This window comes from Mycobacterium sp. 050134, from assembly GCF_036409085.1.
GTDB lineage: Bacteria > Actinomycetota > Actinomycetes > Mycobacteriales > Mycobacteriaceae > Mycobacterium.
The window spans coordinates 1-14,762 of record NZ_JAZGLV010000037.1 but is presented as its reverse complement, the minus strand read 5'-3'; the positions used below and the strand labels follow the sequence as shown (position 1 = coordinate 14,762).

Sequence of the window (14,762 nt, the reverse complement as noted above, 5' to 3'; positions counted from 1 at the left end):
CCGACGTTCGGCTAGCGCTCGATCAGGCCCAATCGCGCCACCAGCCATCGCCGCAGATCCGGGCCGTAGTCGTCACGATCCAATGCAAAGTCAACCGCAGCCTTGAGGTAGCCACCGGGATTTCCCAGGTCGTGTCGGGATCCGTGGTGAACGACCACGTGCACCGGATGGCCCTCGGAAATGAGCAGCGCGATCGCGTCCGTCAGCTGAACCTCGCCGCCGGCCCCACGGTCGATGCGGCGCAGCGCGTCGAAGACCGCGCGGTCGAGCACATAACGGCCCGCGGCCGCGTACAGCGACGGGGCGTCCTCGGCCTTGGGCTTTTCGACCATCCCGTTGACCTTCAGCACGTCCGGGTTGTCATCGTCGGGAATACGCTCGACGTCGAAGACCCCGTAGGCGCTGATCTCGTCGGGGGCGACCTCGATGGCGCACAACACCGTGCCGCCGTAGTGGGCCCGCACCTTGGACATCGTCTCGAGCACGCCCGTGGGGAGCACCAGGTCGTCGGGCAACAGCACCGCGATGGCGTCCTCGTCATCGGACAGCCTGGACTCCACGCAACCGATCGCGTGACCCAGCCCCAGGGGCTCGGACTGCACGACGGACTCGACCTTGATCAAACCGGGCGCCCGCCGGACCTTGGCGAGCATCGCCTTCTTGCCGCGCTCCTCGAGCGTGCTCTCCAGCACCAGGTCCTGGACGAAGTGGGCGACGACGCCGTCCTTGCCCTCCGAGGTGATGATCACCAGCCGCTCGGCGCCGGCCTCGGCGGCCTCGGCGGCGACCAGCTCAATGCCGGGGGTGTCGACGACCGGCAGCAACTCCTTGGGCACCGTCTTCGTCGCGGGCAGAAACCGCGTACCGAGTCCGGCCGCGGGCACGACAGCCGTGCGCGGAACCCCCACGTTTGGGCATGACATTGTTCACACGATAACCGGCACGGATGTCGCCGCTCGATGTGGCGCGGGGAAAGCCGCGGCTGTCATCGTTGACACCATGGCGACCATCGGCAAAGCCCAGCTGCGCGCGCGGCTGTTGGCGGCGCGGCGTGGCGTTGCCGAGTCGGAGCGAGCGGCCGAAGCCCGCCTGCTCAACGAGCACCTCGAGACGGCGGTGAGCGGCGTCGGCACGGTGTGCGCGTACGTGCCGATGGGGACCGAACCCGGGTCTGTAGCCATGCTCGACACGTTGCTGCGGCTATCGGGGCGGGTGTTGGTGCCAGTCGCCCGCACGGCGGCGGACGACACCCCGCTGCCGCTGCGCTGGGGCGAGTACCGGCCCGGCTCGCTTACCCGCGCACGCTGGGGGCTGCTCGAGCCCCCGGCGCCCTTACTGCCGGCGTCGGAGCTGGCCGAGGCCGAGCTGGTGCTGGTGCCGGCGCTGGCCGTCGACCGTGGCGGGGTCCGACTGGGGCGCGGCGCGGGGTTTTACGATCGCTCGCTCGACGCGTGCGGCCCGCTCACCCGGCTGGTCGCGGTCGTACGCGACGACGAGTTCCTCGAGCAATTACCGGCCGAGCCGCACGACGTGCGGATGACCCATGCCCTCACGCCACGCGGTGGGCTCGTGGCGCTGTTTCGCGGCGGATGCGACGGGGAATGCCACACGTCACGTGGCGGTTCTAGCACTTGAGACGTTAGAGTGCTAACGCAGGGTTGAGATCATCCGGAGGTTTTTTGTGCCCACGTACACCTACGAGTGCACCGAGTGCGGCGACCGCTTCGACATCGTGCAGGCCTTCAGCGACAACGCGCTGACCACCTGCGAGCGCTGCGCGGGCCGCCTGCGCAAGCGCTTCAACTCCGTCGGCATCGTGTTCAAGGGCAGCGGGTTCTATCGCACCGACAGCCGGGAATCCGGCAAGTCGAAGACCTCGGCCAACGGCTCCGGCGGCGACTCGGCGAGCAGCTCCACGTCCACCGAGAAGTCCACGCCCACCGAGAAGTCCGGGTCGGGCGACAGCAAGCCCGGCGCGTCCACGCCGTCGACGTCCTCCAGCCCGTCCAAGGCGGCGGCCGCCACCTAGCGGTTATCCACAGCGGTGGCCCCGGCCGGTGCCGCTCCGGCCGCGGCCGCCTCTAGCGTTGCGGCGTGGGCGAGTCGTCGCTGAATCCAACGGTGTTGCGCCGGCTGTCGGCGTGGGCGCATCCCGACTGGGCCCGGACCGTGTTGGCCCGCAGGCTCGCCGCCGGCGGCCTGGTCGTGCTGGCCGGCGTGGCGGCGCTGCGCTCGAACCCGGCCGGCGACTACACCGAGGTGGTGGTCGCCGCCCGTGACCTGCACCCGGGCGCCGTGTTGACGGCCGACGACGTCCGACTCGAAAAGCGTTTGGCCCCCACTGTTCCCGATGGATCACAGGCAAACGTGGGCGCCGTGGTGGGCTCGCTGCTAGCCGGTCCCACGAGGCGCGGCGAGGTGCTCACCGACGTCCGGTTGCTGGGCAGCCGGCTCGCGGAGGCCGCGATCGGACAGCAGGCCGGGCCGGGCGCGCGCATCGTGCCGCTGCACCTGGCGGACGGCGCCGTGCTCGACCTGCTCCGCTCCGGCGACGTGGTGGACGTGCTGGCCGCACCGGCCACCGACGCACCAGGCGGCGCGCCGGCCGCCAGCAAGGTGGTCGCGACCGACGCCGTGGTGGTGCTCGTGTCGGCCAGGCAGAAGGCCCAGGCCGGGGACGATGACCGCGTAGTCTTAGTTGCGCTGCCGGCTCGCGTGGCGAACACGGTGGCAGGTTCGGCGCTGGGACAGAAGGTCACCCTCACCCTGCACTGAGTACCTGACCGCCATCGGTCGCGCGGCCGTCAGCAAACTCTGTCCAGTCCCAGAAAGGCAGTCCGAATGCTCAAAGGGTTCAAGGAGTTTCTCTCGCGGGGCAACATCATCGATCTGTCGACCGCGGTCGTCATCGGTACGGCCTTCACCGCCCTGGTCACCCAGTTCACCGACAGCATCATCAAGCCGCTAATCAACCGCATCGGCGTCAACCAGCAGTCCAACCTGGGCATCCTGCGGATCGGCATTGGCGGCGGTCAGACCATCGATTTGAACAACGTCCTGTCCGCCGCGATCAACTTCATCATCATCGCCGCGGTGGTGTACTTCCTGGTCGTGCTGCCGTACACCACGCTCCGCAAACGCGGCGAAGTCGAGCAGGCCGAGGACGCCCAGGTGGTGCTGCTCAAGGAGATCCGTGACCTGCTCGCCGAGAGCAACGGCGATTCGTCCGGCAAGCACGGTGGGGCCGGCAAGACCCCGGTGCCCGAGCACGGTCCCCGGGCGGACGCCGAGTCGCTGTGACCCTTCGCTGACGCCGCGGCTCAGATTTCCAGGCTCGACAGCTGCCCGATGATCTGAGCGGCGAGCGGATTCAGCGTGGCCATCCCGTCGCGCACGGCGTAGCGGGAACCGGCCAGGTTCACCACCAGCGTGCTGCCGGACACGCCGGCGAGGCCGCGCGACAGCCCGGCGTCGATGATCCCCGCGGACAGTCCGGACGCCCGGATGGCCTCGGCGATGCCCAGGATCTCCCGGTCCAGGATCTCGCGGGTGGCCTCCGGCGTGACATCGCGCGGCGTCACCCCCGTTCCCCCGACCGACACCACCAGGTCCACCCCGCCGATCACCGCGGTGTTCAACGCGTTGCGGATCTCGACCTCGTCGGCGGAAACCGCGACCACCCCGTCGACCACGAAACCCGCCTCGGTCAACAGCTCGGTGACCAGCGGCCCGCTGTGATCCTCGTCGCCGTGGGCGGTGCGGTCATCGACCACCACGACCAGGGCCCGGCCGACCACCAACTCCACACCCGTTTCCATGGGTGCCACCGTATATCCGAGCTCCGACAACGATTCACCCAGCGGTTCCTCGACTCGCATTACTGATCCGCCTTCCCCAAGGTGACCGGCACGGTGCGGCTGCCCCCAGCGGGATCCTGGAAGGTCAGCGTCACCTTGTCGCCGGGCGATTTCGAACGCACCGCGGCAACCAAGGCATCGGCGCTGCTGATGGGCCGGTCGTCGCACTTGGTGACGACCACGCCCTTGGGCACGCCGGCGGTCGCGGCCGCGCCGTTCGGCACGACGTCGACGACCTTGGCGCCCGGAGTGCCCTTGTCGTTGGTCACTTGCACGCCCAGCGAGGCGTGCGTCGCCTTGCCCGTGCTGATCAGCTCGTCAGCGATGCGCTTGGCCTGATCGACCGGGATCGCGAACCCAAGGCCGATCGAGCCGCTCTGGGCGTCCGGCGAATCGCCCCCCAGCGTGGCGATGGCCGAGTTCACGCCCACCAGCTGGCCATTCATGTTGACCAGCGCACCGCCGGAGTTACCGGGGTTAATCGCGGCGTCGGTCTGGATCGCGTCCAGCACGGTGTTCTGGTTGCCCGACTCACCGGTGGTGGACACCGGCCGGTTCAGCGCGCTGACGATGCCGGTGGTCACCGTGCCGGACAGACCCAGCGGCGACCCGATCGCGACCACCGGCTGACCCACCCGCAGGTCCGAAGAGGAGCCGAGGGCGATCGGCGTGAGGCCGGACACGCCCTGGACCCGGATCACCGCGATGTCGCTGGTCGGGTCGGCGCCGACCACGGTGAACGGCGCGGTGCGGCCGTCGGAGAAAGTGACCGTGGTCTTGGGTGGCGGGCCGGCGGGGGCGCCTGGGGGGCCGCCCGGTTTGGCGGCCGCGGCGACCACGTGGTTATTGGTGAGGATCAACCCATCGGCCGACAGGACGACGCCGGACCCCTCCTCGGACTGGCGGCCCAGGTCCGTCTCCAGCATCACGACGCTCGGCACCACCTTGGACGCCACCTGCTCGACGCTGCCCGGCGGCATGTTGGCCGCCGGGACGCTCGGGGCCGCTCCCGGGATCACCCCGTGGCCGTTGCTCGTCGAGTGCGCGCCAAGCTCGACGGCCGTGGCGGCCACCCCGCCGATGCCGGCCGAAACCACCGCGATGGCAACCGCGCCCACCGTCAAAAGCCCCGCGCGGGAACGTTTTCGCGGAGCCGGCGGCGGGCCCATCGGCGGCAACATGCCGGTGATGGGGCCCGTACCGGTCATCGATCCTGGGCCGCCACCGGGGATCGGACCCGGTCCGGTGCCGCTCGGGATGGGACCAACGCCGGTTCCGCCGGGGATCCGGCCCGGACCAGTGGCACTGAACTGGTCGTAGGGCTCGTACGGCTGTCGGTATTGCGACGTCGGCTGCGACGGCTGGTAGCGCCAGTCGTACTGCTGGTTGTACGGCTGGTGCCCCTGGGGGTAGGCCGGGGCCCCATGCTGACCGGGGGCCTGGTTCGGCGCGGCGCGGTATCCCGGCTGCTGCGGCGGCGGCGAATACCTCGGGTCATTCGTCATGTCGCTACGTCGCTCTTCCTCTATTTCGGCATTACGGCTCGTCGGGGGGCCGACTCGCTCGGTTCAACAGTAACTGCAGACCTACCTTGCCTGCGCGGACTGAGATTCCACTGAGACAACGTTCGCCGATTCCCGAGAGTTCTCCGTGCCGCGCGAAACCGGCACCGCGGGGTCGGTCTTGCCATCCGTCCCGGGCGTCGGCGCGCGGTGCGCCGACTCCGGGACCGGGCGGCCGGGCAGCAGCACGTAGATGGACGTCCCGGGCGGCTGTCCGCCGGGCACCGTGTCCTCGACGCGCAGCATGCCGCCGTGGTTGAGGACCACCTTCTTGACGATGGCCAGCCCGAGGCCCGATCCGGGCATCGCCCGCGCCGTCGTCGACCGATAGAACCGCTCGAACACCAGCCGGCGCTCGTGGGGAGGGATCCCGGGGCCGTGATCGGACACCACCAGCTCGGCGTGCGCCGGATCGAGCTGCCTCATGGTGATACCGACGTGCGCGCCGGGCGGGCTCCACTTGGCCGCGTTGTCCATCAGGTTCAGTACCGCGCGCGACAGCCCGGCCGCATCGCCGTAGACCTGCCACGGGATCGCCTGGACGTCGAAGTGGATGTCGTTGCGGCGGCGCTTGACTCGCTCCAGGGCGCGATCGATGACCTCGGACATGTCGACCGTCTCGTGCACCACCTGGCCGGCATCGTCGCGCGTGAGGTCCACCAGATCACCGACCAGCGTGGACAGTTCCTCGATCTGCGCCAGCACGTCGGCGCGCAGGTCGACCATCTCCTGCTCAGGCAGCCGGGGGGCCCCGGGCTCCATCGACGCCATCAGTAGTTCCACGTTGGTGCGCAGCGACGTCAACGGCGTCCGCAGCTCGTGCCCCGCGTCGGTGACCAGCCGGGCCTGCCGCTCGCGGGATTCCGCCAACGCCCGCAGCATCAGATTGAAAGCCTCGGTCAGCCTTGCCAATTCGTCACTGCCGAAGACGGGAATGGGGCGCAGGTCGTCGGTGCGCGCGACCCGTTCGGCGGCCTCGGTCAACCGGGCCACCGGCCGCAGGCCCGCCCTGGTGACCATGCCGCCCGCCACTGCGGCGACCGCGACGCCGATGCCCCCGACGATCAGCAGCACCCAGCGCAGCCGCGTCATCACCGCCTCGGTGGGTTTGAGGCTCTTGGAGATCAGCAACGAGCAGCCGTTGGGTAGGTGGATCGCGAGGATGCGCTGATCGGAGGCGGTGCGCCGCGACATGAACAGGTCACCGCGGATCACGGCCTGTTCCGGCGATCCCACCGGCAGCGTCTGCCCCGGCTGCTGGGCGGTGTAGATCGAGTGGCCCGGGTTCACCAGCATCGCGTTGACATCCGAATACGCGGTGCCCTCGATGGCCTTCCCCGGGTCGGCGGCCAGCGACCCGCTGGCGATCAGCAGTTGCGCCCGGCTCTGCAGCTGATTGTCGATGTCGCTGTACAGCGCCGCCGCGATCACCGCATAGACGGCGAACGCCATCAGCACGACGACCATCGCCACCATCGACATCGCCAGCAGCATGACCCGCCACCGTAGGGATAGCGAGCTGGTGGCTCGCAGCGGTCTGCGCCGGCGCCGGTTCAACCGGATCATTACGGCGGTGTCTCCCGCAGGACGTAGCCGACGCCGCGCACGGTGTGGATCAGCCGCGGCTCACCGTCGGCCTCCGTCTTTCTGCGCAGGTAACCCACGTACACCTCCAGCGCGTTGCCGGAGGTGGGGAAGTCGAAACCCCACACCTCCTCGAGGATGCGACTGCGGGTGAGCACCCGCCGTGGGTTCGCGATCAACATCTCCAGCAGGGAAAACTCGGTGCGCGTGAGGCTGATCCCGCGCTCGCCGCGCGTCACCTCGCGGGTCACCGGGTCGAGCGTCAGGTCGGAAAACGTCATCGCCACCGATTCGGCGTCATCGTCGGGCTTGGTGCGGCGCAGCAGCGCACGCATCCGCGCCAGCAGCTCTTCGAGGGCGAACGGCTTCGGCAAGTAGTCGTCGGCGCCGGCGTCCAGGCCGGCCACCCGCTCGGAGACGGAGTCGCGGGCGGTCAGCACCAGGATCGGCAGGTCGTCCCCGGTGCTGCGGAGCTGCCTGCAGACCTCAAGGCCGTCCAGGCGGGGCATCATCACGTCGAGGACCAGGGCGTCCGGCCGGTCGCTGGAGATCTTGTCGAGGGCCTCGACGCCGTCGTGTGCCAACTCGACCGCGTAGCCGTTGAAGGAGAGGGAGCGGCGCAACGACTCACGCACCGCGCGGTCATCGTCGACGACAAGTATGCGCACGGCCACTAGTTTCGTCTCGACGCCTGAGAGCGGCCTGAGAGGCGCGCCGGGTATTCGCCCAGATTCTCCCGACCGGTGGCAGGGTCCCGTCTAGCGCTTGTCGAGGTCGATGAGACCAAGGCGGGCCGCCTTGAGCAGCCTGCGCGGCACCTTGTGCTTCTGGCCGGCCACCGTGACCCCGACCAGCTCGGTCGGAGTGGCCTTCCACTGCGCGCGACGGCTTCGGGTGTTCGCGCGCGACATTCTGCGCTTGGGTACGGCCATGGTGGGGCCTAACTCCTCGGGGCTTCGGGTGGGTGTCGCACGGCATGGCCGGGGCCGAACGGGCGACGATTGCGTACCAGGATAGTCGGTGACCTGGTGGTCGCCAAACGGCGCCCGCCCGCGCGCAGATCTGCGATCCGGGTGCCGGGACGACGAGGCCGGCATTCTCGGCGCGGAAGGCGACCGGGACACCTTGACGCGGCGGCGGCTCGACCCGCTAACCTACCGGTTGGTTGGTTGGTTTTCCGGCGCTCAACGGTGATTCGCTGAATGGAGGACGCGATGGCCTCTCGGTCCGGTGACCCCGGCGCTGTCCGGATCGCGAACTGTTCCGGCTTCTACGGGGACCGACTGTCGGCGATGCGCGAAATGCTCACCGGTGGTGAGGTGGACTATCTCACCGGCGACTACCTGGCCGAATTAACCATGCTGATCCTGGGCCGCGACAAGATGAAGCACCCCGACCGCGGCTACGCCAAGACCTTCCTGACCCAACTCGAAGGCTGCCTGGGCGAAGCGCGCGACCGCGGCGTGCGCATCGTCGCCAACGCCGGCGGCCTCAATCCCGCGGGACTGGCCGACGCCATCCGCGCCCTCGCCGGGCGCCTGGGCGTTGAGGTCAGCGTCGCCCATGTGGAGGGCGACGACCTGCTGCCGCGCGCGGCGGAGCTCGGGCTGGGCTCACCGCTGACCGCGAACGCGTATTTGGGCGCCTGGGGAATCGTGGACTGCCTCAACAACGGCGCCGACGTCGTCGTCACCGGCCGGGTCACCGACGCCTCGGTGATCGTCGGCGCGGCGGCGGCACACTTCGGGTGGGGTCGCACGGACTACGACCCGCTCGCTGGGGCCGTGGTCGCCGGCCATGTCATCGAATGCGGGGTGCAGGCCACCGGCGGCAACTACTCGTTCTTCAGCGAGGTCCCCGACCTCACCCACGCCGGTTTCCCGCTGGCCGAGGTCTACGCCGACGGCTCGTCGGTGATCACCAAGCACCGTGGCACCGGCGGGCTGGTCAGCGTGGACACCGTCACCGCGCAGTTGCTCTACGAGATCACCGGCGCCCGCTACGCCAACCCCGACGTCACCGCGCGGATGGACACCATCGAGCTGACGGCCGACGGGCCCGACCGGGTACGCATCACCGGCGTGCGCGGCGAGCCGCCGCCGCCCACGCTCAAGGTGTCGCTGAACAGCATCGGGGGATTCCGCAACGCGATGACCTTCGTGCTGACCGGCCTGGACATCGAGGCCAAGGCGGAGTTGGTGCGCCGGCAGCTGGAGTCCGGCCTGTCCGTCAAGCCGGCCGAGCTGCAGTGGTCGCTGGCGCGCACCGACCACCCCGATGCCGATTCCGAAGAGGCCGCGAGCGCGCTGCTGCACTGCGTCGCCCGCGACCCCGATCCGACGAACGTGGGACGCCAGTTCTCTTCGGCCGCGGTCGAATTGGCGCTCGCCAGCTATCCCGGCTTCCACGTGACCGCGCCGCCGGGCGACGGTCAGGTCTACGGCGTGTTCACCGCCGGTTACGTCGACGCCGACCGGGTGGCGCACACCGCGGTGCACGCCGACGGCACCAGGGCCGAAATCCCCTGCGCTGCTCACACGTTGGAGCTGGCGGCCGCCGATCCGCCGCCATTGCCCGAGCCGCTGCCGGCGGGCCCCACCCGACGGGTGCCGCTGGGCCGCATCGCTGGGGCCCGCAGCGGCGACAAGGGCGGCTCGGCCAACGTGGGCGTCTGGGTCCGCACCGACGACCAATGGCGCTGGCTGGCCAACACGTTGACCGCCGAGAAGCTCAAAGAACTGCTGCCCGAGGCGGCCGCCTTCGACGTCAGCCGGCACGTGCTGCCCAATCTGCGCGCGGTGAACTTCATCATCGACGGCATCCTGGGCCAGGGTGTCGCTTACCAGGCCCGCTTCGATCCCCAGGCCAAGGGACTGGGCGAGTGGCTGCGCAGCCGTCACGTCGACATCCCGGAGAGCATCTTATGAACATCTGGACCACACCCGAACGCGAAGAGCTGCGAAAGACGGTGCGTTCCTTCACCGAACGCGAGATCCTGCCGAAAGCCGCCGAGTGGGAGCGCAGCGGCGAGCTGCCGCGCGACCTGCACCGGCGGGCGGGCGCGGCGGGCCTGCTGGGAGCGGGCTTTCCGGAGACGGTCGGCGGGGGCGGCGGCGATGGCGCGGACGCGGTGATCATCTGCGAGGAGGTGCACCAAACCGGCGCGCCGGGAGGGGTTTTCGCGTCGCTGTTCACCTGCGGCATCGCGGTACCGCACATGATCGCTTCGGGGGACGCGCGGCTGATCGAGGAGTTCGTGCGCCCGACGCTGGCCGGCGACAAGATCGGCGCGCTGGCCATCACCGAGCCCGGCGGCGGCTCGGACGTCGGGCACCTGCGGACGTCTGCCATCCGAGACGGTGACCACTACGTCGTCAACGGCGCCAAGACCTACATCACGTCCGGGGTGCGCGCCGACTACGTGGTCACCGCCGTGCGCACCGGCGGCCCCGGCGCCGGTGGGGTCTCGCTTCTGCTGGTGGAGAAGGGCACACCGGGATTCGAGGTGAGCCGCAAGCTGGAGAAGATGGGCTGGCGGTCCTCGGACACCGCAGAGCTGTCCTACGTCGATGCGCGCGTGCCGGTGGCCAATCTGGTCGGCGCCGAGAACAGCGGCTTCCTGCAGATCGCGCAGGCCTTCGTCGCCGAGCGCATCGGGCTTGCCGCGCAGGCGTATTCGAGCGCCCAGCGGTGCCTGGACCTGACGGTGCAGTGGTGCCGCGACCGCGAAACATTCGGTCGTCCGCTGATCTCCCGCCAATCGGTGCAGAACACGCTGGCCGAGATGGCGCGCCGCATCGACGTGGCCCGCGTTTACTCCCGCCGCGTGGTGGAGCGCCAGCTCGCCGGGGAGACGAACCTGATCGCGGAAGTGTGCTTCGCCAAGAACACCGCCGTCGAGGCCGGTGAATGGGTGGCCCACCAGGCCGTCCAGCTCTTCGGCGGGATGGGATACATGGCCGAGTCCGAAGTCGAACGCCAATACCGCGACATGCGGATCCTCGGCATCGGCGGCGGAACCACCGAGATCCTCACCTCGCTCGCAGCCAAGACGCTGGGATTCCAGTCATGACCGCGCTGAAGTCCACCCTCGACCCACAATCGCCCGCCTACGACGCGGCGGCCTCGGCCCTGACGGCCAAACTCACCGAGATCGAGGCCGAGCTCGCCAAGGCGCTCGCCGGCGGCGGCCCGAAGTACGTCGACCGCCATCACGCCCGCGGCAAGCTCACCGCCCGCGAGCGCATCGAGCTGCTAGTCGACCCCGACTCCCCCTTCCTCGAACTGTGCCCCCTCGCGGCTTACGGGAGCCAGTTCCAGGTCGGCGCCAGCGTCGTCACCGGCATCGGCGCGGTCTGCGGGGTGGAGTGCATGATCGTGGCCAACGATCCCACCGTCAAGGGCGGCACCAGCAACCCATGGACGCTGCGGAAGATCCTGCGCGCCAACAAGATCGCCTTCGAGAATCGCCTGCCCGTGATCTCGCTGGTGGAGTCCGGCGGGGCGGACCTGCCCACCCAGAAAGAGGTGTTCATCCCCGGCGGGCAGATGTTCCGCGACCTGACCCGGCTCTCGGCGGCGGGGATTCCGACGGTCGCACTCGTGTTCGGTAACTCCACCGCGGGCGGCGCCTACGTCCCAGGCATGTCCGACCACGTGGTGATGATCAAGGAGCGTTCGAAGGTATTCCTGGCCGGCCCGCCGCTGGTCAAGATGGCCACGGGCGAGGAGTCCGACAACGAGTCCCTGGGCGGCGCCGAGATGCACGCTCGCATCTCGGGTCTGGCCGACTACTTCGCGGTCGACGAGCTCGACGCGATCCGCATCGGGCGGCGCATCGTCGCCCGGCTCAACTGGATCAAACGGGGACCCGCGCCCCGCCCGGTGACGGAACCGTTGTTCGACGCCGAGGAACTCATCGGCATCGTGCCGGCCGACCTGCGCATCCCGTTCGACCCGCGGGAGGTGATCGCCCGCATCGTCGACGGCTCCGAATTCGACGAATTCAAGCCGATGTACGGCTCATCGCTGGTCACCGGGTGGGCCCGTCTGCACGGCTATCCGCTGGGCATCCTGGCCAACGCGCGCGGGGTGCTGTTCAGCGAGGAGTCGCAGAAAGCCACCCAGTTCATCCAGCTAGCCAACCGCTCCGACACCCCTCTCCTCTTCCTGCACAACACCACCGGCTACATGGTGGGCAAGGACTACGAGGAGGGCGGCATGATCAAGCACGGGTCGATGATGATCAACGCCGTTTCCAACTCGACGGTGCCCCATCTCTCGCTGCTGATCGGCGCGTCGTACGGCGCCGGCCACTACGGCATGTGCGGCCGGGCCTACGACCCGCGGTTCCTGTTCGCCTGGCCTAGCGCGAAATCCGCGGTGATGGGCGGGGCCCAGCTGGCGGGCGTCCTGTCGATCGTGGCCCGGGCGGCCTCCGAGGCCCGCGGCCAGCAGGTCGACGAGGCGGCCGACGCGGCGATGCGCGCGGCGGTCGAGGGCCAGATCGAAGCCGAGTCACTGCCGCTGGTCCTGTCCGGGATGCTCTATGACGACGGGGTGATCGACCCGCGCGACACCCGCACCGTGCTGGGAATGTGTCTGTCCGCCATCGCGAATGGCCCGATCAAGGGGACGTCGAACTTCGGCGTCTTCCGGATGTGAGTCCCATGGTCACACGAGTACTAGTAGCCAACCGCGGGGAGATCGCCCGCCGGGTGTTCGCGACGTGCCGGCGGCTGGGACTGGGTACCGTCGCCGTCTACACGGACCCCGACGCCGCCGCGCCGCACGTCGCCGAGGCCGACGCTCGGGTGCGGCTGCCGAAGACCAACGACTACCTGAACGCCGACGCCGTCATCGCGGCGGCCCGCGCGGCCGGCGCCGACGCAGTGCATCCCGGCTACGGATTCCTCTCCGAGAACGCCGAATTCGCGGCCGCCGTGCAGGACGCGGGCCTGGTGTGGGTCGGGCCGCCGGTGGACGCGGTGCGGGCGATGGGCTCCAAGATCGAGTCCAAGAAGCTGATGGCCGCCGCCGGGGTGCCGGTGCTCGACGAACTAGACCCGGAAACGGTCACCGAGGCGCAACTGCCGGTCCTGGTCAAGGCGTCCGCGGGCGGCGGCGGCCGCGGGATGCGGGTGGTTCGCGAATTGTCCGCCCTGGCGGGCGAAGTCGCCGCAGCCCGGCGCGAAGCGCAATCCGCCTTCGGGGACCCGACGGTGTTCTGCGAGCGCTACCTGCCCACCGGTCACCATGTCGAGGTGCAGGTGATGGCCGACACCCACGGCACGGTGTGGGCGGTCGGCGAACGCGAATGCTCGATTCAGCGGCGGCACCAAAAGATTATCGAGGAGGCGCCCTCCCCGCTGGTCGAGCGGATACCGGGCATGCGGGACAAGCTGTTCGACGCGGCGCGACTGGCGGCCGCCGCCATCGGCTACGCCGGCGCCGGGACGGTCGAGTTCCTTGCCGATCACGCGGGGGAGTTCTATTTCCTCGAGATGAACACCCGGCTGCAGGTCGAGCACCCGGTGACCGAGGAGACCACCGGCCTCGACCTCGTCGAGCTGCAGCTCGCGGTCGCCGACGGCGACCGCCTCGGTCCGGAACCTCCTGTCGCGCAAGGGCATTCGATCGAGGCCCGGCTCTACGCCGAGGATCCCGCGCAGGGTTGGCAACCGCAGGCCGGTCCGGTGCACCGGATCGAGATCCCCTCGGCGCGCACGCAGTTCGGCACCCTGGGACACCGGACCGGGATCCGGCTGGACTCCGGGGTGGTCGACGGGTTCACCGTGTCGATTCACTACGATCCGATGCTGGCCAAGGTCATCTCGTACGCGCCGACGCGCCGCCAGGCGGCGCTGGTGCTCGCCGACGCGCTGGCGCGCGCGCAGTTGCACGGGGTGCGCACCAACCGCGAGCTGCTGGTGAACGTGCTGCGCCACCCCGCGTTTCTCGGCGGCGCGACCGACACCGCGTTCTTCGACACGCATGGCCTGGCCGCGTTGGCGTCGCCGCTGGCCGACGGCGCAGTCGTCCGGCTGTCGGCGATCGCCGCGGCGCTCGCCGACGCGGCACACAACCGCGCGACGGCCACGACGTTCGGCTCGCTGCCCAGCGGCTGGCGGAACCTGGCGTCCGGCTACCAGCTGAAGACCTACCGCGACGACGAGGGCACCGAGCACCGGATTGAATACCGTTTTACCCGAACCGGTTTGGAGCTGGCCGGCGGCGAAGCGGTCCAACTGGTCTCGTCCGCGCCGGACGAGGTGGTCCTCGCTGACGGCGCCGGGGTGGCTCACCGATTCGGCGTCGCGGCGTACGGCGCCGACGTTTACGTCGACTCGGCCCGTGGGCCCGTGTACCTGGCCGCGCTGCCACGCTTCCCCGAGCCGGGTTCCACCGTCGAGCAGGGGTCGCTCATCGCTCCCATGCCCGGCAACGTCATCCGGCTCGGCGCGGAGGTGGGCGACACGGTGAGTGCCGGCCAGCCCCTGATCTGGCTGGAGGCCATGAAGATGGAACACACCATCACCGCACCGTCCGACGGCGTGCTCGCCGAACTCAATGTCCAGACCGGTCAGCAAGTGGAAGTCGGCGCCGTCCTGGGCGTGATCGCAAGCGCGGCGGAGCCGGGCGAAGCGGGTCACGCCGTCCCACCAGTGATCGCAAGCGCGGCGGAGCCGGGCGAAGCGGGTCACGCCGTCCCACCAGTGATCGCAAGCGCGGCGGAGCCGGGCGAAGCGGGTCACGACCA

14 protein-coding genes are annotated in these 14,762 nt (G+C 69.8%); 8 read left to right on the top strand and 6 right to left on the bottom strand.

Features of this window, described 5'->3' with window-relative positions; genetic code table 11:
- Positions 1-11: 11 nt before the first annotated feature.
- Positions 12-923 carry a UTP--glucose-1-phosphate uridylyltransferase gene (locus SKC42_RS26530; protein ID WP_330967213.1) on the bottom strand — a complete coding sequence of 304 codons (912 nt, stop codon included), beginning with the start codon at positions 921-923 and terminating at the stop codon, positions 12-14.
- 76 nt (positions 924-999) lie between these two features.
- On the opposite strand from SKC42_RS26530, the gene SKC42_RS26525 reads away from it, so the two are divergent.
- The 4 genes from SKC42_RS26525 to mscL all read left to right on the top strand — a co-directional run bounded on the left by SKC42_RS26525 (position 1,000) and on the right by mscL (position 3,300).
- Positions 1,000-1,635, top strand: coding sequence for a 5-formyltetrahydrofolate cyclo-ligase (locus SKC42_RS26525; RefSeq protein WP_330967212.1), 636 nt, complete (start codon positions 1,000-1,002; stop codon positions 1,633-1,635).
- A 46-nt stretch (positions 1,636-1,681) separates the two neighbouring features.
- Complete coding sequence (locus SKC42_RS26520) at positions 1,682-2,029, top strand: FmdB family zinc ribbon protein (RefSeq protein WP_330967211.1); 348 nt, start codon at positions 1,682-1,684, stop codon at positions 2,027-2,029.
- Between the two features lie 65 nt (positions 2,030-2,094).
- Positions 2,095-2,775 (top strand): SAF domain-containing protein, encoded by a 681-nt coding sequence (locus SKC42_RS26515; protein WP_330967210.1) that lies wholly within the window; start codon positions 2,095-2,097, stop codon positions 2,773-2,775.
- 66 nt (positions 2,776-2,841) lie between these two features.
- On the top strand, positions 2,842-3,300 hold the full coding sequence (gene mscL, locus SKC42_RS26510) for a large-conductance mechanosensitive channel protein MscL (protein ID WP_330967209.1): 459 nt from the start codon (positions 2,842-2,844) through the stop codon (positions 3,298-3,300).
- Positions 3,301-3,320: 20 nt separating this feature from the next.
- Here mscL and SKC42_RS26505 read toward each other — a convergent pair whose 3' ends face one another.
- The 5 genes from SKC42_RS26505 to rpmF form a co-directional block, all read right to left on the bottom strand.
- Positions 3,321-3,878 (bottom strand): MogA/MoaB family molybdenum cofactor biosynthesis protein, encoded by a 558-nt coding sequence (locus SKC42_RS26505; RefSeq protein WP_330967208.1) that lies wholly within the window; start codon positions 3,876-3,878, stop codon positions 3,321-3,323.
- Complete coding sequence (locus SKC42_RS26500; protein WP_330967207.1) at positions 3,878-5,362, bottom strand: S1C family serine protease; 1,485 nt, start codon at positions 5,360-5,362, stop codon at positions 3,878-3,880. Before SKC42_RS26500 ends, SKC42_RS26505 begins: the two co-directional genes overlap by 1 nt.
- 81 nt (positions 5,363-5,443) lie before the next feature.
- On the bottom strand, positions 5,444-6,985 hold the full coding sequence (locus SKC42_RS26495) for a HAMP domain-containing sensor histidine kinase (RefSeq protein WP_330967206.1): 1,542 nt from the start codon (positions 6,983-6,985) through the stop codon (positions 5,444-5,446).
- Entirely contained in the window at positions 6,985-7,671 is a 687-nt protein-coding gene (gene mprA / locus SKC42_RS26490; protein WP_330967205.1) for a two-component system response regulator MprA, read from the bottom strand. The genes SKC42_RS26495 and mprA overlap by 1 nt, the downstream gene beginning before the upstream one ends.
- A gap of 90 nt (positions 7,672-7,761) precedes the next feature.
- The gene (gene rpmF, locus SKC42_RS26485) at positions 7,762-7,935 is read right to left on the bottom strand and encodes a 50S ribosomal protein L32 (protein ID WP_330967204.1); all 174 of its coding nucleotides are present in this window, start codon (positions 7,933-7,935) and stop codon (positions 7,762-7,764) included.
- A gap of 282 nt (positions 7,936-8,217) precedes the next feature.
- On the opposite strand from rpmF, the gene SKC42_RS26480 reads away from it, so the two are divergent.
- The 4 genes from SKC42_RS26480 to SKC42_RS26465 all read left to right on the top strand — a co-directional run.
- Positions 8,218-9,930, top strand: coding sequence for an acyclic terpene utilization AtuA family protein (locus SKC42_RS26480; protein ID WP_330967203.1), 1,713 nt, complete (start codon positions 8,218-8,220; stop codon positions 9,928-9,930).
- A complete protein-coding gene (locus SKC42_RS26475) occupies positions 9,927-11,075 on the top strand; it encodes an acyl-CoA dehydrogenase family protein (protein WP_330967202.1) in 1,149 nt (382 codons plus the stop codon). The genes SKC42_RS26480 and SKC42_RS26475 overlap by 4 nt, the downstream gene beginning before the upstream one ends.
- Positions 11,072-12,667, top strand: coding sequence for an acyl-CoA carboxylase subunit beta (locus SKC42_RS26470; protein WP_330967201.1), 1,596 nt, complete (start codon positions 11,072-11,074; stop codon positions 12,665-12,667). Before SKC42_RS26475 ends, SKC42_RS26470 begins: the two co-directional genes overlap by 4 nt.
- A 5-nt stretch (positions 12,668-12,672) precedes the next feature.
- A partial coding sequence (locus SKC42_RS26465; protein ID WP_330967200.1) for an ATP-binding protein occupies positions 12,673-14,762 on the top strand: 2,090 nt, incomplete at its 3' end.